Annotated in this window: 21 protein-coding genes; 18 read left to right on the top strand and 3 right to left on the bottom strand. The window is 71.2% G+C overall.

Annotation, left to right across the window (positions count from 1 at the left end):
* The first annotated feature begins 753 nt into the window (after positions 1–753).
* Entirely contained in the window at positions 754–2,343 is a 1,590-nt protein-coding gene (locus tag EMA17_RS49790) for an ABC transporter substrate-binding protein (RefSeq protein ID WP_160161878.1), read from the top strand.
* 879 nt (positions 2,344–3,222) lie between these two features.
* Here the strand turns inward: EMA17_RS49790 and EMA17_RS49785 are convergent.
* Positions 3,223–3,534 (bottom strand): ArsR/SmtB family transcription factor, encoded by a 312-nt coding sequence (locus tag EMA17_RS49785; protein WP_078980901.1) that lies wholly within the window; start codon positions 3,532–3,534, stop codon positions 3,223–3,225.
* A gap of 236 nt (positions 3,535–3,770) precedes the next feature.
* Between EMA17_RS49785 and EMA17_RS49780 the strand changes: the two genes are divergently transcribed.
* From EMA17_RS49780 to EMA17_RS49765, 4 genes are all read left to right on the top strand, one after another.
* Entirely contained in the window at positions 3,771–4,700 is a 930-nt protein-coding gene (locus EMA17_RS49780; protein ID WP_126643827.1) for an alpha/beta fold hydrolase, read from the top strand.
* 472 nt (positions 4,701–5,172) lie between these two features.
* Positions 5,173–6,576, top strand: coding sequence for an alpha/beta hydrolase (locus EMA17_RS49775; RefSeq protein ID WP_126643826.1), 1,404 nt, complete (start codon positions 5,173–5,175; stop codon positions 6,574–6,576).
* 28 nt (positions 6,577–6,604) lie between these two features.
* A complete protein-coding gene (locus EMA17_RS49770) occupies positions 6,605–8,005 on the top strand; it encodes a tetratricopeptide repeat protein (protein WP_126643825.1) in 1,401 nt (466 codons plus the stop codon).
* The gene (locus EMA17_RS49765; RefSeq protein WP_126643824.1) at positions 7,903–8,508 is read left to right on the top strand and encodes a CHAT domain-containing protein; all 606 of its coding nucleotides are present in this window, start codon (positions 7,903–7,905) and stop codon (positions 8,506–8,508) included. The genes EMA17_RS49770 and EMA17_RS49765 overlap by 103 nt, the downstream gene beginning before the upstream one ends.
* Before the next feature lie 32 nt (positions 8,509–8,540).
* Here the strand turns inward: EMA17_RS49765 and EMA17_RS49760 are convergent, their stop codons facing one another.
* Entirely contained in the window at positions 8,541–9,614 is a 1,074-nt protein-coding gene (locus EMA17_RS49760; protein ID WP_126643823.1) for an ArsR/SmtB family transcription factor, read from the bottom strand.
* Positions 9,615–9,914: 300 nt separating this feature from the next.
* On the opposite strand from EMA17_RS49760, the gene EMA17_RS49755 reads away from it, so the two are divergent.
* The 7 genes from EMA17_RS49755 (at position 9,915) to EMA17_RS49725 (ending at position 16,938) form a co-directional block, all read left to right on the top strand.
* Positions 9,915–10,862: an alpha/beta hydrolase gene (locus EMA17_RS49755; RefSeq protein WP_160161877.1), complete on the top strand. Its 948-nt coding sequence runs from the start codon at positions 9,915–9,917 to the stop codon at positions 10,860–10,862.
* Complete coding sequence (locus EMA17_RS49750; protein ID WP_126643821.1) at positions 10,859–11,425, top strand: hypothetical protein; 567 nt, start codon at positions 10,859–10,861, stop codon at positions 11,423–11,425. Before EMA17_RS49755 ends, EMA17_RS49750 begins: the two co-directional genes overlap by 4 nt.
* A 152-nt stretch (positions 11,426–11,577) precedes the next feature.
* Positions 11,578–11,775 (top strand): linaridin-like RiPP, encoded by a 198-nt coding sequence (locus tag EMA17_RS49745; protein WP_126643820.1) that lies wholly within the window; start codon positions 11,578–11,580, stop codon positions 11,773–11,775.
* Positions 11,776–12,004: 229 nt separating this feature from the next.
* Positions 12,005–12,904 (top strand): HTTM domain-containing protein, encoded by a 900-nt coding sequence (locus tag EMA17_RS49740; RefSeq protein WP_246127427.1) that lies wholly within the window; start codon positions 12,005–12,007, stop codon positions 12,902–12,904.
* An 82-nt stretch (positions 12,905–12,986) separates the two neighbouring features.
* Positions 12,987–13,742, top strand: a complete 756-nt coding sequence (locus EMA17_RS49735) for a class I SAM-dependent methyltransferase (protein ID WP_126643819.1) — start codon at positions 12,987–12,989, stop codon at positions 13,740–13,742.
* The gene (locus EMA17_RS49730) at positions 13,739–15,472 is read left to right on the top strand and encodes an ABC transporter ATP-binding protein (RefSeq protein WP_126643818.1); all 1,734 of its coding nucleotides are present in this window, start codon (positions 13,739–13,741) and stop codon (positions 15,470–15,472) included. Before EMA17_RS49735 ends, EMA17_RS49730 begins: the two co-directional genes overlap by 4 nt.
* Positions 15,469–16,938, top strand: coding sequence for a phytoene desaturase family protein (locus EMA17_RS49725; protein ID WP_126643817.1), 1,470 nt, complete (start codon positions 15,469–15,471; stop codon positions 16,936–16,938). The genes EMA17_RS49730 and EMA17_RS49725 overlap by 4 nt, the downstream gene beginning before the upstream one ends.
* Positions 16,939–17,273: 335 nt before the next feature.
* Here EMA17_RS49725 and EMA17_RS49720 read toward each other — a convergent pair whose 3' ends face one another.
* A complete protein-coding gene (locus tag EMA17_RS49720; protein WP_371863264.1) occupies positions 17,274–18,056 on the bottom strand; it encodes a helix-turn-helix domain-containing protein in 783 nt (260 codons plus the stop codon).
* Between the two features lie 558 nt (positions 18,057–18,614).
* Between EMA17_RS49720 and EMA17_RS49715 the strand changes: the two genes are divergently transcribed.
* The 6 genes from EMA17_RS49715 (at position 18,615) to EMA17_RS49690 (ending at position 23,095) form a co-directional block, all read left to right on the top strand.
* Entirely contained in the window at positions 18,615–19,163 is a 549-nt protein-coding gene (locus EMA17_RS49715; RefSeq protein ID WP_126643815.1) for a SigE family RNA polymerase sigma factor, read from the top strand.
* A 10-nt stretch (positions 19,164–19,173) separates the two neighbouring features.
* Positions 19,174–19,935, top strand: coding sequence for a hypothetical protein (locus EMA17_RS49710; RefSeq protein ID WP_126643814.1), 762 nt, complete (start codon positions 19,174–19,176; stop codon positions 19,933–19,935).
* Between the two features lie 451 nt (positions 19,936–20,386).
* Positions 20,387–20,515: a lasso RiPP family leader peptide-containing protein gene (locus EMA17_RS49705; RefSeq protein WP_160161875.1), complete on the top strand. Its 129-nt coding sequence runs from the start codon at positions 20,387–20,389 to the stop codon at positions 20,513–20,515.
* 581 nt (positions 20,516–21,096) lie between these two features.
* Positions 21,097–21,570, top strand: a complete 474-nt coding sequence (locus tag EMA17_RS52450; RefSeq protein WP_160161874.1) for an asparagine synthase-related protein — start codon at positions 21,097–21,099, stop codon at positions 21,568–21,570.
* The gene (locus tag EMA17_RS49695) at positions 21,567–21,827 is read left to right on the top strand and encodes a lasso peptide biosynthesis PqqD family chaperone (protein WP_126643811.1); all 261 of its coding nucleotides are present in this window, start codon (positions 21,567–21,569) and stop codon (positions 21,825–21,827) included. Before EMA17_RS52450 ends, EMA17_RS49695 begins: the two co-directional genes overlap by 4 nt.
* Positions 21,828–21,997: 170 nt before the next feature.
* Positions 21,998–23,095, top strand: a complete 1,098-nt coding sequence (locus EMA17_RS49690; RefSeq protein WP_160161873.1) for an LLM class flavin-dependent oxidoreductase — start codon at positions 21,998–22,000, stop codon at positions 23,093–23,095.

Genomic DNA, 23,095 nt, shown 5'->3' with positions numbered 1-23,095 from the left:
ACAGCCCGAACCCGACCCTAGGCGACATTGCGGAACGGGCTCCGCCGGTCGCTGCCCGGCGCAAGCCTGGAGGGCATTCCCGTGCCGTTCCCGTTTCCGTTTCCGTGCACGTCGTCGGGCCGGCCAGGAGTCGGCAGTCCGGTGGCCAGGTTCGGGAGTACGGACGCGGCGTCGGGGCCGGGGCGGGGATCCGGCGGCTCCTCTGTTTCGGCAATGTCCCGGCGGTGTTCCGCGTGTGGCGCGTGAGTTGGTCGAGGGTGTTGCCGAGGTTCGCCCTCGTGGCGTTCCCGATTCCGGGGCCGTCGATCGGGGGCTGCCCGGCCCCGGTAGGCCCCAACGGGTCGCAGTTGTAGGTGCGGTGGTGGGCGCGGATCCCGCGTTCGGTGACGGCTCGCCGTCGCACCGGAGGCTACATCGGGTCGATCCGGCGATGGCGTCGCCCGATCCCGCCGGGTCGTCGGGGGTGGGGGATTCGGGGGAGGGGTGCGGATGGGCGGTGCCGGGGCGTTGCGTCGTCGCCGAGGCAAAATAACGTACTAGTTACACTAAAAAGCTGCGGCAAGCAACGGCGACCACCTCCGCTACGCTCCGGCGCTCGAAGTGGTCGACGCCGTCGTCCATGGGCAAGCCCGCGTGGAGACTCCCGGACCGTCGATCGGGACGAACGCGCGGGGCGTGCCGAACTCGCGTGCCACTTCGGCCGTCACTCGCGGGCTGTCGACCGTGCAGCCCCCAAACTCCTTGGTAGGCACCGTGCTTCGTTTCTCCCCCGGGCGTCGCTTCACCCGCTTGCGCCGGGGTTGTCGGCGCGTCCTCGCCGTGGCGGCGGCGACCGTGCTGGTGGCAACCGCGTGCGGATCGCCGGGCCGGCAGACCCCCGACTCGTGGTCCACGCCCGGACGGGGCGGGGTGCTGCGTGTGGCGGTGCCGACGGATCCACCCTCGTTGGACCCGTTCACCACTCCCTCCTACGCGGTCGCCTACGGCCATCTGCTCGCCGCGATCTACGACCCCCTGGTGTGGGCGGACCCGGCCACCGGCGCCATCCGGCCGCACATCGCCGAGTCGCTCACGCCCTCCCCGGACGCGCGCACCTGGACCCTCGTCATCCGCCCCGGAGTGGTCTTTTCCGACGGTCTGCCGTTCGATGCCGCCGCCGTCAAGGCGAACTGGCGGGTGCACGCCGATCCCGCCACCGGGTCCGCCGGCGCGATCGCCGCCACCGGCCTCAAGCTCACCGTCGCCGACCCCCTCCGTCTCACCATCGAACTCCCCGGACCCAACGCGCACTTCGACCGTGCGGTCGCGAACAACCTCGCCTATGTCGCCTCGCCGCGCGCCCTGAACGACCTGGTGTCCCTGCGCACCGAACCCGTCGGAGCGGGCCCCTTCGTCCTCGCCGAACGTGTTCCCGGCCGGCGGTTGACGCTGCGCAGGAACCCCCACTACTGGCAGCCCGGCCGCCCCTACCTCGATCAGGTCGAGGTCCACGTCCCCTCGGTGGGGAAGACCCAGGTCGAATCGATGGCCGCCGAGGACTTCGACCTGACCACCGTCGGCGACCCGGCGCAGGTGAAGGAGGCGACCGCCGAAAAGCTCGGCGTCCTCCCCATACAGCTCGGCGGCGGACGCATGCTCGTCTTCAACACCCGCAGGCCGCCGTTCAACGACCCGGCCGCCCGCAGGGCCGTCGTGAACAGCCTCAGCGCGGACGAGATCGACCGCCGCTTCTTCCGGGGCGCCGGCACCCCCGCGCACGGGATCTTCGGCTCCACCTCACAACTCGCCAACGGCCGGCTCGCGGCACGCGACGACGACCCCGAAGCCGCCCGCGCGGGTTTCGACAAACTCACCGCGGGCGGGAGTCGACCCTTCGACTTCACCTTCGTCGCCGTGGGCGTCGAGGACCCGGGCTCCCAGGCCTCCTACATCCGGGCGCAGGTCCAGCGCTTCCCCGGCGTCCACATGCGGATCGACACCGTCGACACCGCGACCCTCATCCGCCGGAGCATCTCCGGAGACTTCGACATGGCCGTGACCGGCCTGTGGATGAGCGACCCGGAACCGGTGTTGTACGACTTCCTGCGCCCCGGCAGCCTCACCAACATCAGCGGATACTCCAACGCCACGGTCACCGAGGCGATGAACGCGGGCCGGCTTGCGACCAACCCCGTCGCGCGTCGCGACGCCTACACGCGCGTCCAGGTCCGGCTCAACGAAGACCTCCCCTTCTGGGTCTACCAAGAGGCCGCCAACACCGTCGTCTTCGCACCCTCCGTCACCGGGATCCAGCCACACGGCGACGGCCTCGTCCTCTTCGACCGCATAGGTCTGCGGCGCTGATCCCCGGACGGCCCGCGGCACGTCGCCGGGCGGCGGCTGGGGCGGGGTCGCGGCCGGCCCCGCCCGCACGACCGGCACACCGGGGCCATCCCCGGGTCACGGCCCAACCTCCGCGCATCCCGGCCCTGTTCGGCCGCCTCGGCCGATGACGCGGGGGCGTCGGGCATCGGGTTCTCCGGCGACCCCGGCGACCCCGGCGACCCCGGCGACCCCGGCGAGCGCGGCGAGCGCGGGCGGAAGCGCGGTCCGCCCGCCGCGCGCCCGAGCCGGTGCCCGACGGCCGACTGTCCGGCGGCGGTGGTGGCCGGGTGCGCGTGCGCTTGGTCGACGTCGAGCGCGACCGGCGCGGGAGCGGTGTCGGTCGCCGTCGCTCCCGTGCGGCTCGGGTGCGTCGTGCGTGGCCGGTGGTGCCGGCCACTGGGTCCGCACCGCAGCGGCGACGTCGTACCGGAGGGCGAGGACGGCGGAGGTCGGGCCGTCGCCGGCGACCTGGGCGACACCGAGGATCGCAACCACTCGAACCACCCCCCCATACACACCGGGAAGGACGCCGAACACCACCGACACCCACGCCCATGTACCCCGCGAGGCCCCCGACGCACCACCGGCCGCGCGTGAGCGTTTGGTGTGGATGGAGCCGACGGCCGGGTGACGGTCGGTCCGGCACCGAACGCGCCGACGGACGGGCCCGGTCCGGGGGCATCGCGACGTGCCGCTGTCGCAGCGAGCCCGGGGCCGACGTCCGCCCGGTCCCCGAGACCCGGCCGGCGGTGACGAAGCCGCGTCGCCCCCGATGGGCGATCGGGGGCCGCGTCTGGGAACGCTCCCGTGTTCACCCCGGCCGGGTTCCGCCTCGGCCGGCGAGGCGAGGCGCGCGGTTTAGCGCGTACCGACCGGCTCGGTCAGGACGATGTCGAGCAATCCCGGGAACAGCGCGTCGAGTTCGTCCCGGCGCAGGGTCAGGTAGAGCTTGCGGCCCGCGCGGCGTTGGCGGATGACGCCGCTCTCGCGCAGGGCGCGCCAGTGGTGGGTCATGCTCGATTTGGGGACGTCGGGCATGATCTCGCCGCAGTACCGCTCGACGCCGTCGGCCAACGCCCGGGCGATCTGCAGTCGGGCTGGGTGCCCGAGCGCGGCCAGGACGTACACGAGCTCGATGTCGTCGATGTCGGGGTGGTGCAGAGCGGCCATCCGCCAATAGTACGCGATCCTCGTACAAAGCCTCCCGCGTGCGCCGTTGCCACTGCCACGCAGCCCGTGACCGCCCTCTTTCCCGCGCTTGACAGGCATTGTTCGACCGTACGAATATCTCGTACATACAGATCGTACGAACTCTTCGTACAGTCGAATGCTCGAACGCGTGAACGCGTGAACATTCGAATGGTCGAACGCTCGAAGCTCTCCCGCCGACCCGGAAGGATCCCTCCGTGAACACCCCCACGCCCGACCCCCTCGACGACGCCGAACTGGCCCGCTCCCTCGACGGCGACTTCACCAGTCGCCACGCCGACGTGAACGGCGTGCGTCTGCACTACGTCGAGGGCGGCGCCGGGCGCCCCCTCCTCCTGCTGGGCGGATGGCCGCAGACCTGGTGGCAGTGGCACAAGGTGATGCCCGCACTGGCGCGTACACATCGGGTGATCGCCGTCGACCTGCGAGGCATGGGTGGGTCGGACAAGCCCGAGGGCGGCTACGACAAGAAGACGATGGCGAACGACATCCGCGAACTGGTTCGGCACCTGGGCGCGGAGACCGTCGACGTCGCCGGACACGACATCGGTGCCATGGTCGCGCAGGCGTACGCCGCGCAATTCCCGGAGGCCACACGGCGGATCGTGCTCTTGGACGTCCCGCATCCGGACGAGGGCCTGTGGGAGATGCGACTGCTGCCCGAGCCCGATCAGCACGTCGGTTCCGAGATCGAGAAGGGCGCCCGCACCTACCTGTGGTGGTTCGCGTTCAACCAGGTCCGCGGTCTCCCGGAGAAGCTGCTCGACGGCCGCAGCCGCCTGCTCGTGGACTGGCTCGTCGAATACCTGGCGAAGGACCCCGCCACCATCGACGAACACTCACGACAGGTCTACGCCCGCGCGTACTCCACCGCCGACGCCGTCCGCGCCGGCAACGGCTGGTACCAGACCTTCGGCACCGACATCGTCGACCGACGTGCGCACCCGATCCTGACCGCGCCGATCCTGGCCCTCGGCGGCGACGACAGCAACTACGCCGTCCTGCGCGACTTCCTCCCGGCCCGGGGCGTCGACGTACGCGTGGTCGAGGTTCCGGACTGCGGCCACTACATCGCCGAGGAACAACCGAAGTTCGTCATCGACGAACTCTCGGCCTTCCTCGCCTGACCCGCGCGTGCGTTCACGACGGCCGACGGCGCGGGCAAGCGTTCGTTGTGGTCGGCCGTCGGGTCGGGCGGAGTCGGGTCGCGGTCGCGACCGGACGTGTCGAGGCTGTGGTCCGACTCCCACGTCCGCGACATGCTCGACATGCCCTTCGCGAGCGGGCGGCGGCCGGCCGGCCGACCGGCCGGGCGGCGTCGTGGAACAACGCGTCGAGCCTGCGCGCCGACCCGCACGACCGCTTCGCCGAACACGCCCGCCGCCTCGCCCCCGACACCCGTGCGGTCGAACATCCGGGCGAACTCGGCGGATCGGGCGCCCGGTTACGGTGATTCCGGCGGGAGCTTCGCGGATCCGGGGCGGGTGCGGCCGGCGGGAGTGATGATGGTGCGATGGAACGACCTCGACCCCCGGTCGACGCCCACGTCCATCGAACATCGCCGTCCGGCGCCACGGCGGGTGTGCGCGGAGCCGCGTGGTGACGCCGGGCGTCGCTCGCTATCCGCACCTGGTGATCTTCCTGCCCGGCATCGGCGGGAGTGTGCTGCGCCGCGCCGGCCGTACCGTCTGGAACGGGAACCCGTTCGTCTTCCTGCACGACGTCGCCGTACCCGATCGTTTGGCTCTGCGCGGGGACGGCCGCGCGTTCGAGCCCGAGGCGGACGTCGAGGCGGTCGAGATCGTGCGCGGCGCGGGGCTCGTGCCGGAGTTGGCGGGCGTCGACTTCTACGGCCGTTGCCTCGATGAACTGTGTGGTTCCCTCGGTCTGCGTCGCGGCGCGAACCTGGTCGAATTCCCCTACGACTGGCGTCTGGACAACCGGCTCCATGCCGCGCTGCTGGTCGAGCGGGTGCCGAGGCTGCTGCATGCCTGGCGGGCCGCGTCCGACAACCCGACGGCGGAAGTGGTCTTCCTCGCCCACTCGATGGGTGGACTGATCGCCCGCCATGCCGTCGAGGTATCGGGTCTGCGGGCGGTGACCCGAGCCGTCGTCACCATCGGTACCCCGCACCGGGGCGCGCCCAAGGCGGCCCGTGTGCCGGCCCACGGGGTACCCGGGCTCGGGTGGCGCGACCGACTCACCACGGTTCTGCGGGCGATGCCCTCGGTTCATCAGCTCCTGCCGCTGTTTCCGTGTGTCGTGGACGCGAACGGCACGGACCGACGGCTGACCGATCCGGCCGTCGCACACGGACTCGATGTCGAGATGGTCGCGGACGGCGAGCGGTTTCTCCGCGAGATCCACGAGGCGGTGCCGGCGGAACCGGACGAGGACCGGCGGGACCGGTTGCACGCCGTCATCGGTGCACACCAACCGACGCCGAGCCGGCTCGCGATCTCCACCCGGCGAGGGCGGAACGGCGCCGACGTCGTCTCGATCGACTACGTCGAGACCCCGACACGGCCCGGTGATCGTCTCGGCGACGGAACCGTCCCGTCGGTCTCCGCACATCCGATCGAGTGGGACCGTCCGCGCGGAGCCGTCTACGTGTCCGGTCGGCACACCTCACTGGCCGGCGCGAAACCCGTCGTCGGGCATCTGGTCGGTCTCCTGCACAGCCTCGCGTATCCGCTCGACGAGTACCGCGCCGTCGAGGAGGCGCGAATCTTCGTGACCTTGGATTGCCCGCAGACGGCGACCGCCGGGGAGTCGTTGACGATCCGGGTGGGACCGACCATCGGGGGCGCCTTTCGTGGACGCGTGGAACTGCGGCCGGTGGATCCGACGGCACAGGTGGATCCGCTCCGCGCCACCGATCCGACGGAGGGTACCTGGGTGATCCCGAAGGCTCCCGCCGGCTACCACCGCGTGGTCGCGATCCCGCGACACGACCCGAACGCGGCCGTCTCGGAACTGATCGCCGTCTTCCCGTCCGCGTGAGCCCGAGGCGAGCGAAACGGAGACCCGGATGCTGCAACGGCTGCAACGGCACATCGACGCCCGGCTCTTCGAGAACCTCCTGCGCCGCTCCCGCGAGCGGATGGCCGCGGGTCGTCCGGACGATGCGAAAGTCCTGCTCGATCGCGCCCTGGCCCACGGTATCCGCGCCTTCGGCACGCACGACACCCGAGTGCTGACGCACATCACGCTCCTCGCCTTGGCGCACGCCTCGACGGGCCGAACGGACGCGGCCCGAAGACTTCTGGCCGAAGCCCGAGATCTCGTGCACGATCGAACCGACGTCGACCCGGTGGCACTGGGCGGACTCCTCGTGATCGGCGCGGCGTTGGCCGGCTTGGCCGGAGCGGTTGAGGACGCCCGCACCTGGGCGGACGAATTCCTCACGCTGACCGAGGAGACCCCGATCAAAGAGCAGGTGGTCGCCCAGCGCGTCGCAGCCCATCTCCAGCTCACCGACATCGAGTTCGAACAGGGAAGGCTGCGCGACGCGTTGCGTCATCTGCACGCCGCGGGCGCCGAATCGGGCCCGAGCCCGATCGACGCGTTCGTCGCGGTCGAGTCCTCGGGCGGGAGCGAGCCCGGGGCCGAGCGGACCGAGCCTGCCGCCGAGGTCGCCCCCGACGCGGACGCCGAAGGCGATGTCGACCCCGTCCTGTTCATCGACATCCTGTACAAGGCGGCGCGCGTTCATGCGGCCCTGGGCGGTGCGTCGATGGCCCAGGACATGATCGAGGACGCCGTACGACGCGTGCGGCGACTCGAAGCGGCACCGGCAGCGCGGGGGGACGGCTCCCGCCTCGGGTCCGCGACGAGCGATCCACTGTGGGCGGTGCCCACTGCGCGCCTGACGTCGCACGGTTTCGCCGCCGTGCTGCTGACCGCCGCCGGCATCGCCCAGGCGCGAGGCCGGTCGGAAGCGGCCCTGCGACACCTCGACGAGGGCGAATCCCGACTGCGCGCCCACCCGGGGCCCGGCGACCGGGTCCTGCGGGCCCATGCCCGGCACCTTCGGGCGCTGATCGCCGCCGATCGTCACGACTACGAAGGCGCGAGGAAACTCCTCGACGGACCGGCGGAATCCACAGCGGCCGACGCCGAACCCGAACCCGCCGACCAGCGGATCCGGGTGGACGCCCAGTACGCCCTCGCCCGGCTCGAATACCGCACGGGCAGGCGCGGGCAAGCCCTCTCCCGCACCGAGCGGCTGTCTTCCTGGACGAATCCGATCCGGGCCTGCGGCGGGCCGTGCTCGCTCCGCTGTCCGGCGCCGACCCGGACTCGACGAGCGACAGCGGTCTGTTGTGGATGTCGTTGCCGCGTCCTCTGCTGCGCTGCGGGCTCGCCCTGGCCGGCGCGAACCACGGCGACACCTCGCTTGCCCGGTCGGATCTCGGTTCGGGCATCGTGACCGGCGAGGACATCGCGGCCCTCGACCTCTCCGGCACCGAGCTCGTCGTCCTGTCCGCGTGCGACACCGGCCTCGGTGACATCCGCGTGCAGGAGGGGCCACAGGGGCCGGCCCACGCGTTCACGCTCGCCGGTGCCCGATGGATCCTGGTGACGCTGTGGCGGGTCCACGACCGAATCGGCCGGGAGTTCACGACCGCCTTCCACACCGACTACGCCACGCACGGCGACCCGCGCCGGGCCCTGCGCCACGCCCGAAGCCGGACCGCCGCCGAACACCCGGACCCGGTGCACTGGGCGGCCTACGTCCTCTACGGCATCCCGGCATCCGCCGAGCCCGACGGCCTTCGACGGGAATCGGGTCCGTCCGGATCGAGCCGATACGCGAAAACTCCATCCGACGGAAAGCCGTCACGGACCAACCACGACACCGTGCCGAACCCGGCCGAAAGCCGTCGCCCGCTCCGGAGCCCGGACGGTGGCATGCCGACTCGGACGTGCTGAGGGCTTTGTCTGAGGAATGGGCTCGCGCATCTTCATCGGATCACCGGGTTGTGTGGGTGGCGTCCGTCGGGTTGCCGGGGGGAGGACTTCGGAAAGTGGTGGCCGTCGAGGAGTGCGTTTCCGAGGGGGGTGAGCTCGTGCAGTACGGCGCTGCCGTGTCGGGTCGTGGTGATGAGGCCGGCTTGGCGGAGTACGGTGGCGTGCTCGCTGGCGGTGGGCAGGGACGCGGAGATTCGCTCGGCGAGTTGTCCGGTGGTGCACGGTCCGTTGGCGATGGCGTCGAGGGTGTGGGCGCGGGTGCGGCCCAGGAGGGTGGACAGGGCCTTGTCCAGTCCGTTCCTCCGGGTCGTCAGCAGGGTGGCGGCGTCGGTGATGTTGCGGATGACGGGTACGAACAGCAGGTCGGGCGCCTGGTCGTCGGTGCGGTCGATGTAGGTACCGACCCTGGCCCGGCAGAAGGCCGAGGGGACCAGCAGCAGACCTCGGCCGGCCGGTTCGGCGGTGGCGGAGAGTGCTCCTCGGCCGATCTCCAGCATGGGGGGCCGCCAGCGGAATCCGGGTGGCAGCCCGGCGAGCATCGCCTCCACTCCGTGTTCCGCGAGGGTACGGGCGTGACCGGCCTGTTCGGCCCGTAACCGCGACAGGATGCGCGGCCAGTGGGGGGCCACGGCGGCGCGGTGGGCGTCCCGGAGGTAGGACACCAACTCCTCGCGGTCCGCGCGGTCGTCGGCGATGTCTCCCCACGCGGTACCCGCCCACGGCCTCGTGGAGCGCGAGTAGTACATGCGGGCCTTGAGCGCTGCGGCGAGTTCGACGCGCAGGTGGTCCGCCCGGGCCGCACGAAGCGCGTCGAGGCCCTCCTCCAACGAGGTCGAGGCTCTCGCCACGGTGAACAGATCCAGGAGCCCCTCGTGGAAGAGCGCGGAAGCCGGATGCGTCCGAGCGGCGGATTCGGCGTGCACTCTCCGGCGCCACCCACCGAACAGAGCTTCCTCATGGGGCTGTTGCAGGGTCGCCAGGGAGAGGAACGTCTCCCCGAGCGGGCCCCACGTGGAGGCGATCCGGGTCCTGGTCAAGTCTTCCGACGTGAGCTTGATGCGCAGCACGCGATCTCCTTCCGGGGCGACCTGAAGGGGTCATCCTTCCGGACCGTCTCGGCCGCGCCAAGGCGCTTTCGGGACAGGCACTTCGGCGACGGCCGAAAGGGTTTCGGCTTCGCGGGGCCTCGCCTTCAGGATCTGTTCAGAGCGGACGGCACGGCCCGTAAGGCCGATCACCTGCGACCTCGTGTCGCCGTTCGCCTCGGCTGACACTTCGACGGGCGCATCGAGTCGGGGACGATGCGCCTTCCGGGGCCGGTCCGATCGGGATGGGGACCGGCTCCGGGACACACGGGAGGAGAACAGATGGGCGTGCCGATGGTGGCAACGATGTCGATGGAGCGGAAGGTGGCCGTCGGCGTGGCGGGGTTGTGCGTCGGCAGCTGTGTGGCCGGAGCGCGGACGCGGTTCCTCGGTGCTCGGCGGCGGAGGGCGGCGTTCTCCACGATGACCCGCGCCGACGGCGGCGCGGTCGAGGTCGACCACCGGCGCCCGTCGGGTGCCGAGTTCGGTGTGATGTTCTTCAACGGCCTCGGCCTTCCGCACGAGCAGTGGGCCCGGGTACGCGAGCACCTGCCCGAGAACGCGGCCTGCGTGGGCTACAACCGACCCGGCCACGGGCTCAGCAGTCCGCTGCCGGATATCGGCTTGGAAGAACAGTTCCGGATCGTCGACGAGCTGCGCCGGCACTACCTCGACGGCCTGCCGCTGGTATTGGCGGGACATTCGATCGGCGGCTACATGGCCGCCGCGTACGCCGCCTCGCGGCCGGACGCGGATCTGTCCCATGTGGTGATGGTCGACCCCACGATCATCGCCGACCTGCAGGCCAGTCTCGGCCTGATGCCCGACCGGTGGACGCGCCAGCGCCTGCTGATGGAATGTCTGTGGGCCGCCTCCGGGCTCAACGTCCTGCGTCCGATGACACCGGTTCGCGAGCTGTACACCGAGGACGTCAAGGACAGTCTCACCGCGTATCACGCCCGGCCGCGTGTGTGGGCCACCGCGTATCGCGAGTACATGGCGGCGCGCACCTACCCGCCGGCCGGGAGGATGGCCGTCCCGTTGCACGTGGTGACGGCGTTGAAGGGTACGCGCGGTGTCGCACACCGCGCGTCGCAGGAACGGATGCTGGAGCTCTCGGATCGGTCCTCGCATCACGTCCGGGAGGACGCCGACCACCTGGGGGTCGTCGCGGAGGAGACCCACGCGAAGACCATCGCCGAACTGATCGCCTCCGGGGGCAGGGCGTGAACGGGCATCGTGTCGTGTACTCGGCGGTGTCGACCGGCCTCGCGGCGTGGTTGGTCGGCACCGTCGCCGGCCAGCTCCCCGACCAGCGGTTCGACCGTCTGCTGGCGCGGGGCCCTCTGCGCCTTCTCCCGGCGCCCAACTGGCGGTTCTTCGGCCCCAATCCCGGCGTGGACGACGCGCACCTGCTCTATCGGGACATCACCGCCGGCACGGCGGCGCCCTGGAAGGAAATCGAGGTGACCCCGGACCGGCCCTGGTACGCCCTGGCCTGGAACGCGGGCAACCGCGCTCCCAAGGTCCTCCTCGACACGCTCCAGGTCATCATCAAGGTGTCCAACGATTCGTGCGCGGACATGGTCCGGATCGCCTCCAGCCCCGGCTACCTGATTCTTCAGGGCTATCTGACCACCCGGATCCCGCACGACCCGGGCGCCGACCACACCCAGTTCATGCTGCTGCGGGGCCACCCCGAGCGCGGGCAACCGTACGCGGTGGAGCCCCTGTTCGCCTCTCGGCACATCCCGCTGAGGCCCGAGTCGCCGGCGGCCGTTGCCGCGGGGTAGGCCGCCTCGGCCGGGAGCCTCGCCCTCACGTCCGGGCACCCACACCCGCACGTGAGGACGGGACCCCCAGTCGAGACGGGCCGCACGCCCTGCTGGGGAGCAGTCACCGCACCATCGGAGATCCGCCGAAGGATCACTAGGAAAGGGACTCGATGTCTCCAGTAGCCCAGTTCGCCAACGCATCCCTGACCGACGTCTCCCCGGGCATGCTCACGGGGATCGACGCCGCCCGCCTGGACAGCCCCGCCGACCCCGTCATGGCCACTCCGCTCATCACGGCGGTCTTCGCCGTCGCGACGGACATGCTGACGCAGAACATCGCCAACTACGTCAACCGCAACGCCCACTGACGATCGGCGCCAAACCCGTTGTGACGGCCGGGGATTCGGCCGGGACAACCGGCGGCCGGTGATCGTACCGGCTGCGCTTCGCAGGCGTCGGGACCGCCGACGTACCCGCGCGGCGCGCCGCTCGACGCGCACCACGCGACGTTCGGCGTGCGGCGAGCACTCGCGCCGTCGCAGCCGGGGACAGGAGCCCTCCTGTCCCCGGCACCCGACCCCATCGGAAGGAGACTCCGTGTTCCGTCGCCTGACCCGGGTGGCCTCGTCCCTCGCCCCGGCGAACCCGCCCGTCGCGGTACGCCGCCTCGCCTCCGCAGGAACCTTCGTGGCGGCGTTGGAGGCGCTCAGCCAACACAAACGGTTCGTGAAGGGCGACCTGCTGGGAAGCCAGGTCGAGTACTTCCGTCCGAGACTCGCGAAGAGATTCCCCCGGGTGAACCGCGCGCTGGCGTCCAGGGCGTTCCCCTACGCGCTCTACGGCACGCAGGCCGCCGTCTCGGCGGCCACCTTCCTGTGGCCCGGGAACCGGCCGCTGCGGATCGCGGGCGGCGTGACGCTGGCGGCTCTGCAGAGTGCGCAGTCCGTCTGCATTCCGTTCGGCCGCGACGGCGCCGACCAGTTGCAGCAGGTCATCAACGTCACGATGGCATCCACCGGGCTGATCCACGACATCGAACGGGCCGACGACCTGGCGATGCGGATGCTGGCGCTGGAGACCTCGCTCTCCTACGTCGCCTCCGGGTTGGTGAAGGCGGTTTCCCCGATCTGGCTGAGCGGTGACGCCGTCGCCGGGGTGATGCGGACGAAGAGTTACGGGGACCCGCGCGCGCATCGCCTGATCACCCGCTACCCGGCCATCTCCACGGCATTGTCCTGGGGCACGATCGCCATCGAATGCGGCTTCCCCCTCATCTATGTGCTCCCCAAACCCGCGGCTCGCGCCTACCTCGCCACGATGTTGGTGTTCCACGTCGGCATCGGCGAGTTCATGGGACTCAACCGGTTCGTTCTCGCGTTCGGCGCCACACATCCGGCGATCCATTACATGCTGTCCCAGCGCCGCCGCGAAACGCCCGATCCGACTCGGCTCGCCTCCTCGCTCGCCCCCGCCTTCGCCCTCGCCCCCGCGCCGTGAACCGCCCGGACGGGTCGGCCGCGGAGCGATGCCGGCACGGCGACACCCCGTGCCGAACCCCTTCCACCGCAACGGAGGACTCATGACCGTCGAGGACATCGGCTATGGCGGGCAGTTCCGCGGCTGGTACGACCGCATCCTTCCGAGTGCCGCCGCCACGCGCGCCACCGTCGACGCCGTGGCCCGATTCCACCCGGACCCCACCTGGGGCACGCTGGAGTTCGGGGTCGGCACCGGCCGTATCGCGCTGCCGCTGTCGCACCGCGTCGGCCCGGTCGTCGGCGTGGACTCCTCACAGGAGATGTTGGCAGCCCTCGAAAAGAAGGCCGGCGAGGGCGAGGTGACCGCCGAACTCGGCGACATCCGGACCTACCGCGGCGACCGCGAGTACGGCCTCGTCTACTGCGTCTGCTCCACGCTCTCCCTGATCCTCGACCCCGCGGGGCAGGAGGACGCCATCGCCCGCGCGGCCGAACACCTGCGGCCCGGCGGCAGATTGCTGGTCGAGACGCACAACCGCCCCGGCATCGTGGACCTGCACCAGGGTCTGACCCGCACCACCATGTTCGTGCCGTACCCGGAGCGGGACACCGGCCTTCAGCTGCACGCCACCCTCCTGGCACACAACCGGATCTGGCAGGTGTCCACCATGTTGTTCGAGGCCGACGGCACGCACCGCATCGGTACCGAGACCGCGCGCCTGCTCACGCCCGGCGAGGTCGACGGCTACGCCCGAGACGCCGGGTTGCGGCCGGAAGGCCACTACAGCGACTGGCAGCGGACCGATTACGTGCCCGAGGCAGGCTTGTTCGTCGCGACCTACACCAAGCCGGCATGAACCTGCCGGAGATGGTCCGCCGCCATCGGGTCCTGCTGATCTCCGGTCTGGTCATGGGCCTGGCCGGCGCGGCCGCCAAGCTCGCTCAGCCCTGGATGCTGGGTCGGCTGATCGAGGCCGTGGGCCGAGACGCGTCGATCGCCGGGCCCATCGCGTTCATGGCGCTGTTCCTGCTCGTGGACGCGGGGCTCGGTGCCGGCCACGCCTACACGATCGGCCGGGCGGGCGAGAACATCGTCTTCGACGCCCGGCGCGTCCTCGGCGCCCGCCTGCTCCGCAGCCGGATCCCGCACTTCTCGCGTCTGGAGCACGGAGACGTCTTCGCGCGGACCGTCTCCGACACCTCCATCGCGTGCCTGACGATCGCTCAGGCGCTGGCGCAGACGGTTACCTCCGTTCTCATGGTGGGCGGCGGAATCGTGTTGATGGCCCGGCTCGACTGGAGGCTGCTGCTCGCCACGGTCGGCTGCCTCGGCCTGGCCAGCGGCGGCGCGCTGCTGCTGGCCCGCCGGATGCGCATCGCCGCCCTGCGCAACCGGGAGGACATCGGCGCGTTCGGTTCGGGTCTGCAGCGGGTGCTCGGCGCGCTCACCACGGTGAAGGCGTCGCGCGCGGAGGAGCGCGAGACCGAGGAGCTGACCCGTTTGGCGGCGCGGGCGCGGCGCAGCGGAATCCGGGTCACCGGGTTCGGTTCGCTACTGAATCCGGCGATCAACGTCGGCACCCAGCTCTCGCTGGCCGTCGTCGTCTGCTGGGGCATGGCCCGCGTCGCGACGGGTTCGCTGTCGGCCGCCGATCTCACGGCGTTCGTGATGTACCTGTTCTACCTGGTGACGCCGCTGGTGTTGCTGTTCGTGTCGATCGGCCAGATCCAGCAGGGCCGTGCCGCGGTCCGGCGTGTGACGGAGCTGGGAGCGATTCCGCAGGAGGAGGAAGCGAGCGGGCAACCCGCGCGGTTGCCGGAGTGCGACCCCGTCGCGCGGTGGACGTCCGCGATCCGCTTCGAGAGTGTCGGCTTCGCGTATCGCGAGCATGCCCCCGTGTTGCGGGGCGTCTCCTTCACCCTGCCGTGTCGCGGCCTGACCGCGATCGTCGGTGCCTCCGGCGCCGGGAAGACGACGATGTTCCAGCTCATCGAACGTTTCCACCAGCCGGACTCCGGCACCATCCGGGTCGCGGGCCGTGACATCGCCGACCTCAGGCTCGCCGAACTGCGGTCGTTGGTCGGCTATGTCGAGCAGGACTCGCCGCTGCTGCGCGGTACGATCCGGGAGAATTTGACCTATGCGCACCCCGAGGCGGCCCCGGTCGACATCGCCCGTGCGCTGCGGCTCGCCGGGCTGGGGGGCTTCGTCGCCGATCTGCCCGACGGGCTCGACACCGAACTCGGCGAGCGCGGCGCCGGCCTGTCCGGCGGCCAGCGGCAACGGCTCGCGATTGCCCGCACGCTGTTGCAGCGGCCGGCGGTGATCCTGTTGGACGAGGTCACCGCGCACCTGGACAGCGACACCGAGGCCGCGCTGCGCGACGCGATGGCGGAGGCCGCTCGCGAGTGCGCCGTGCTGGCCATCGCCCACCGGCTGTCCACCATCGTGCGAGCCGATCGCATCATCGTCATGGAGGAGGGGCACGTGAGAGCCGTCGGCACCCACCGGGAACTCATGGAGTCGGACGAGGTGTACCGGCGGCTTGCTGGCCTGCAGTTCGCCACCGGGAAGGCGCCGGTATGACGCGCGTCGACGTCGCCGTCGTCGGCAGCGGCCCGAACGGCCTGGCCGCCGCGGTCACCATGGCGCGTGCCGGGCTGACGGTGCACGTCCACGAGCAGGCCGGCACCATCGGCGGCGGCCTTCGCGCCCAGGCGCTGTTCGACTCCGAGGTCCGGCACGACGTCTGCGCGGCGGTGCACCCCATGGCGGCCGCGTCGGCCTTCTTCCGAGAGTTCGACCTCGCGGCACGCGGCGTGACACTGCTGCAGCCACCGATCGCCTACGCGCATCCCCTGGACGGCGGCGCCGTGTTCGCCCATCACGACCTCACCGAGACCTGTGCCGGGCTCGGCCCGGACGGCCCCCGCTGGCGGCGGCTGATGGCGCCGCTGATGCGGCACAGTACCGGCGTGACCGACTTCCTGCTGTCCGGTCAGCGGTCGCTGCCACCCGACTCGGCCGCCCCGTTGCTGCTGGGCCCGCGGGTGGTCGGACACCTCCTGCGGACCAACGGGCTGCGTACCGAGGCGGGCCGGGCGCTGCTCACCGGGGTCGCGGCGCACGCGATGGGCCGACTGCCCAGCCTGCCCGCCGGCGCCATCGCACTGCTGCTCGGACACCTGGCACACACGACCGGCTGGCCGCTGCCGCGGGGCGGCAGCGTTCGCATCGCCGACGCGTTGGCCGACGACCTACGGGCGCACGGCGGTACGGTACACACCGACCACCGGATCACCGACCTCGCGGAACTCGACGCCCGGGTGGTCATGCTGGACACCACACCCCGCGGCCTGGTCGCGCTGGCCGGCGACCGGCTGCCGCCGCGCTACCGTCGCGCGTTGGACCGCTACCACTACGGCCCGGGTGCGGCGAAGGCCGATTTCCTGGTCGATGGGCCCATCCCGTGGGCCGACCCGGAGGTGGGACGGGCGGGGACCGTGCACCTGGGAGGCACCCGCCCCGCGACGCTCGCGACGGAGAACGCCGCGGTGCGGGGCGAGGCCGGCGAGGAACCGTTCGTACTCCTGGTCGACCCCGCCGTGACCGACCCCGACCGCGCCGTCGACGGCCGTCGCCCGGTGTGGGCCTACGCCCACGTCCCCAACGGCGACACCCGTGATCCGGTGCCGCTGATCACCCGACGCATCGAACGGTACGCCCCCGGCTTCACCGACACGATCATCGCCTCGCGCGGTGTGTCGGCGGCGGCATACGAGACGTACAACCCGAACTACCCCGGCGGCGACATCGGCGCGGGAGCCGTCACGCTCACCCAGTCCGTCTTCCGACCGGTGGCCGCCCGGAATCCCTATCGCACGCCCCTGCCCGGCGTGTACCTGTGCTCGGCGTCGACGCCCCCGGGACCCGGCGTACACGGCATGTGTGGGTACTTCGCGGCCCGGGCCGCCCTGCACAGGGAGTTCAACGTGAGCACCACCCCGCACCTGGGGCCCGTGGCCGAGTGGCGTACCGAGCCCTTGGGTTGACCTTCCGGCGACGGGTACGCGCCCTGCTCGACCGGCGTCGTGGCGATGCGCTGTGCGAGGTGACCGACGCGGGTCGTCGAACGCCAGGTCGCCGCCGGGCGGTACACGTCTCCGGATCCGGACACGCTCGTCGTGCCCGACGCCGGCGACGACGTCTCCCGCATCGCCTTCGGCACGCCGTCGCCGCAACGCCCGAGAACGCACTCCGGCTGGGAGGGTATCCCCTCGAAGGGACACCGCATCTCGATCCGCCGCGCAGACTGCGGGAGTTGCGCGTGACCGTCGTCATGGAATCGACGGACGACGCAAACGACGGTCCCGCGCGCCAACGCGGATCAGCGTTCCCGGCATGAATGTTCCCGTCGGCGGTCCCTGGTTCGCTCCTTGGGGGGCCGGGCGGGCGCGTCGTTGTGGTGGATGGTGTGGTGGCGGTGTTCCGCGGGTGGGATGCCGTAGGTGGTGCGGAAGGTGCGGGTGAAGGCGGCGTGGTGGGTGAAGCCCCAGCGTGTGGCGATCACGTGCACGGGGGTCCGTTCCTGGGCGGGGTCCTCCAGGTCGCGTCGGGCGTGTTCCAGGCGGGCGCGGCGGACGTGGGCGGCCACGGAGTCCTCCTCGTCCCGGAACAGGCAGTAGAGATGCCTGGCCGAGATGTGGTGGGCGGCGGCGATCGTTCGGGGTGTGAGGTCGGGGTCGGGGAGACGGTCGTGGATGTAGGCGTGGATCCGGGCCAGGAGGATGCGTTGGGAGGTTCGGGAGAGGGACCGGTCGTCGGTACGGAGGGCGCGGGCGAACATCGCCGTGACCAGATCGGCGACGACCACGCCCAGACGCAGGGCGTCGGGCGGAACGTACGCGGTGGTGTCGGATGCCAGGCGCAGGAGGGTCTGTGCCAACAGGGCGCCGATGCCTTCCCGGCCCGACACGGGGCGTTCCATCGCACGAGTCGCCCGGGCCGGGGACATTGCGATCAGCGTCTTGGGAATGTCCAGGCCGACGATCGTGATCCGGTCTCCGGCGGCGCGGAACGTACACGGGTCCGCGGCGTCGAACGTGTGGAACTCGAACGCGCCCAGTCTCCGGTCTCGTCCGCCCCGGGAGGCTCGCGCGGTGCCCGACACGACGAGGACGAGCCGATACGCCTGCGGACGCGGCCGGCGGATGGACGTCAGAAACCTTCGAGGTCCCGCCGAGCGGGACGTGTTCGACCACATCGACACCGGCCCGAGGGCGATCTCCGGTTGCCACGGCGGGGGATCGCATGCTTGCCCGGTTGCCGTGTCGGCGCGCCGCACGCGTTCGGCCGGGGGCCGATCGGAGCGTTGTGTACCGGGCGGACGCGCGTGTCGCGGCACGGTCTCGGTTCGCATGTCTGTCCTCGCTTCCCTTCGCGGCAGACGCCGGATCACAGACGGGATGGATGCGCGGCGGAGCGCCGGCCGTGGATGTGCCTCGCGATGACCGGCGATCGTGGCCGCCGGGGTGCGGTGCGAGTCCCTTGCTGGATTTCGGTCGAAGAGGAGGACGCCCGGGTGGGCCGGAATGTTACGCGGGCCCACTCCCGGGCCACGGCGTTTGCCGGCCGGAGTCGATCCGCGTGATCGCGCGTAACATTCCGGCCCGCCCGGGCGTCTTCTTCTCGACGAGGGCGCACGGGAGCCGACATCGGGGGCGGACGGATGCGGGACGACGAGGACTTACGGACGGACTTCGACGCGTTGTACGCGACTGCCTCGCGTCGGCTGATCGCGTCGGTCTACCAGCTCACCGGTGACGTGACCGAGGCGGAGGACGCCGTCCACGAGGCGTTCGCGCGGGCCTGGGAGCGATGGCCGACCGTCTCGGCCGCCCGGGACCCGGCCGCCTGGGTGCGCAGGGTGGTGCTGCGTCTGGCCGTGAGCAGTTGGCGGCGTTCGCGCCATCGACTGCGGGCCCATCTGCGGCTCGGCGGACCCCGACACGTTCCCGATCCGACGCCCGATCATGTCGACCTGGTCTGGGCCCTGCGGCGGCTGCCCGTCGGCCAACGCCTGGTCGTCGTGCTGTTCCATCTCTACGACCTGCCGATCGAGGAGGTCGCCGAAGACCTGGGGATAACGGCCGGCGCGGTCCGGGTCCGACTCACCCGCGCACGCCGCGCACTGGCCGTCGACCTGACCACGACCACCCCCGACCCCCCGCGAGAAGTCGCGGACCGAACGGACACCGCGGAGGTGCCCCATGGGTGAGACGAGCGGGATGCCCGGCACCGGCGAACGCCGCGGATCGTCGGAACGCGACGAACAGGCCGCACTGACCCGGTACCTGGACGCCCTCGCAGTGCGCACCCAAACAGCCGTGAGCCCGCGCCCCGCGGCGTCGGCGCGTCGGCGAGGACGGCAGCGACGCATCCGGCGCCGGATCGCCCTCGGGGTCGCCGCCGCCATCGTGATCGTGGTGACCGTCCTCGGCGTACGGTCCACGGACCTCGGTGGCACGTTCCGAGGGGGACCCGCGACCATCGAACCGCTCACCCCTCGGCAGCTCCCGCCCGAGCTTGCTCCCTGGAAGCTGACCCACACCGACACGAACTACGCGGAGTTGTTGGGGTATCCGAAGCCGACGTACTGCGAGAAAGGGCGTCGGTTGGCCGGGGTTCGACACGCGCAGACGTTCCACTACACCAGCGCGACGAGCTTGACGGCATCGTTCATCGAGATCGTCATCCGTCTCGACGATCAGGCCGAGGCGACCCGTGTCGCCCGCGATCTGGAGCGCTGGACAGCCGACTGCCCCGGCACGAGTCGTACCGACATGCCGGACCCACTACGCGGGTCGGATCCGGGTGCCAGTGTCTCCGGGTGGTATCAAACGGAAGGCCAAATCGCCACTTTCACTGCGATTGCCCGCCGCGACAGCACCATCGTCGTCCTCTTGTACCGGGCGGACGTTCGTTGGCGGCCACTACTACCGTCAACCTTGACGTACGCGGCGCTCGATCGATCCGGCGACGCGAGGTAGTCCGGACGGCGCGCTCGACGTGGGCGTCCACCGCCTCGACGGCCGTGTCGTGGCGGGCGGTGCGGAGGTCGGGCCGCCGCCGGCCGCGGTGGACGCCTGTCGAGTCGGCACGGAGCGCGGTGCCGGTGTCGCCACCGGTCCATTTTTCCGTGCCGCTCCAAACCCGGCGTACCCGTCTCCGAGTAACCGGCCCGATCCGTCAGGCGTGCGTGCCGCCCGGTTTCCGTCGAGGTCGCCTGGAACACCGTCACCACGACCCGCCGGATCCACGCGATCGCCCGCCACCGGCGCCGCGCCGGCGCCGCGCACTTCGCACACAAGCGCATCACCCTGCAGGGAGCGTCAACAAGCATGCCGGGAATGCCAACGGCGTAGCCGATTCCCTTGGGCAGTCTCGTAGTTGAGCCCGACAGGGCGGACACCTTCCGAGCGAGTCAAGGAGATGACCTCCATGAGTATCGACAAGCTGCAATACGAATTGCCCCAGTTGGTCGAGGCGGGCGACTTCGACCAGGTGACCATGGGCCCGCGCACGTGGGGCTTCGACTACCGGGGGAAGTGCCTGTTCGTCGGCTGCTGACCCCATCCTTGGCGCGCGCTGTCCGCAGGTTGATCGCAGACTGGCGGGCAGCGTGATCCGCCGCCCCCAAGGGAGAGTCGCATGTTCGTTCACGCTGCCACGCTGCCCGCGGCGGGCAGTGCGCCCCCTGGTCAAGGAGATACGGCGACATGGGATTACTCATCGGCGACAACGGCCCGGCGTACCTGATCGCGAATCGTTGGAAGGCGATCCCATGGTGCGGAACGCGGGTTCGGCAGGATGCCCGGGCCCGTGTGGTCGCCGCGCGGGGAGCAACGAGCGATCCGACCGGTCACGACGGAGACGAATTGCTCCACGTACCGCCCACGTACCGGCACTCGCCGGCTCGCGGCGGCAATCCCCTGAACACGCTGCACCGGGCGGCCGGGGTCACCGCCTCGATGTGCCGTTGGAAACACGTACCGACGACCCGTGCCCACCGGGACGACCGACCCTCCGTCGATGGGGCCGGCGAGGGCAGGACGCCGCCCTGGGCAACCCGCGGGGCCGTGGATTCGGTACGCGCGCTGCTCCGCGCTTCCGCGAAGGTCGAAGCGCTCGCCCCGCACCGTAACCGGCACATGGAGCCCGAACCGGTCCGCGAATGCGGCGCGACGATGCATCGGGTGGACCGGCTCACCTCCGGTTCCGGCTTCTCTTCGCACGTGCCCTACCTCGATGACCGGGTGGTGGGGCTCGCGTTGTCGATCGGGCCGGCCGATCGTGCTGCGGCCACCCCATACCAGCCGCCATCGGCGGTGGCCATGCGCGGCATCGTCCCCGAACACCTCCCGGGCCGGCAGACCAGGGCCGATTTGGGCGCGGAGGCGACCGGCCCGAGACGACACAAGCACGAACTCGTCGAACACCGCGACGCCCTGCGACTCGCCCGCCTCGGTGCGGTAGACCCCGAAAAGCTGCGGGTCGCACTCCTCGGCCCGCACCCGGCCGCACCTACGATCATCCCGTTGGACGCCACCCCGGCGGGCGGGTTCCGGATGTGCCCGCTGCCCGACCACGCCTCCGTGACCACCTCTCCCGGAGGTCCGCGATGAGTCTTGCCCTCGCCGCGCACGTGTCCGCCACGGAGACCGAGGACGGCGGCATGGTCCTGCTCGACGGACGAAGCGGCCGACATTGGAAGCTCAACCCGACCGGCGGAGCCATCCTGCGGGTCCTTTTGGGCGAACCCAGCCAGGAGGCCGCGATCGGCGTCCTGCTTCGGGCACATCCCCAGTCGGCCGAGCGGATCCCCGACGATGTCGTCAACCTGGTCCGGACCCTGCGAGACCGACAACTGGTCGCGTCATGAGAGCGCCTCGCCGGGGTACGTCGGCGCAATGCGCGGCAGCGCCCGGCCAGGAGCGCCTACAACGGTCAGGCCGTCGGGGGAACCCCGGGATACCCGTCCGTACCACGTCCCCCGGACTGTGCCGAGCCGATCATGACCGACACCCGCACCCGACAAGGAGGCTCCCGATCGTGATCCCCGCAGGCGAGACCCGCTTCGGTATCCTGCTCGCCACCCAGCGCGGCCCGGGGCAGAGCGACAACGACGTGTTCCGCGACACCCTCACCCTGGCCGCCCGAGCCGAAGCCCTGGGCCTGGACGATCTGTGGGTCACCGAACACCACTTCGGCGACGCGGCGATCGGCCCGTCCGCCCTGGCCCTCGCCGCCTTCCTTCTCGGCCGCACCGAGCGCATCACGGTGGGAACCGCCGTCACCCTCCTCCCTCTCCATCACCCGATCCACGTCGCCGAACAGGCAGCCCTCCTCGACCAACTCTCCGGCGGTCGTTTCGTACTGGGGGTGGGACGCGGACAGACCACCACCGAGTACGAGGTGATCGGTCGCGGCATCGACGACCGGCGGCGCGGCGCGGCGGAACCCCTCGACCTGATCCGCGCGGCCTGGACCGGAAGAGTGGGCGCCTCCTCCGATCGATACGCGTTCTCGCCGGTCACCCCCACGCCGGCCCCGCTCACCCGGTCGGGACCGCCCGTGTACGTCGCCGCCGGATCCGCGGGGACGATCGAAACGGCCGCCGCCCGGGGCCTGCCGATGCTGCTTTCCTTCGACAAGAACGCCGAGGCGAAGGCCGAAATGGTAGCCCTGCACACCGAGTTCGCCGCCGCAGCGGGACACCCCACCGGCGGCTTCCCACATGCCTTCCTGCTCTTCGCCCACGTCACCGAGTCCGCGACCCGAGCACACGACCTGATGGCCGACCGAGCCAGGTATCTGCTCCGGGACGCGCAGCCCCCCGCGTCGCCGGAGCGCCCGCACGAGAGCACGGAGAACCACGAGGCGGAGCCCCAGCGTGAGGCGCTGATCGCAGCGGTCACCGAACACCTGCTGGAATCCCAGGCGGTGGGCGGCGTCGACACCTGCGTCCGGCACGTGCTCCGGCACATCCGCGCGTCGGGCTGCTCCCGGGTCCTCTTCCAGGTGGAGCAGGTTACCGACCCCGACGACGCGCTCGCCAACCTTCGGCGACTCGCCACCGAAGTGCTGCCCGCCGTCCGCGCACAATTGGCGATCGACGCCGCCGAACCCCACCCGGGCCGGGCCCGGTGA

This window comes from Embleya hyalina (assembly GCF_003967355.1).
Classification (GTDB): domain Bacteria; phylum Actinomycetota; class Actinomycetes; order Streptomycetales; family Streptomycetaceae; genus Embleya; species Embleya hyalina.
Note: the sequence above shows the minus strand (reverse complement) of the source record. Positions and strands in the feature narration are given on the sequence as shown.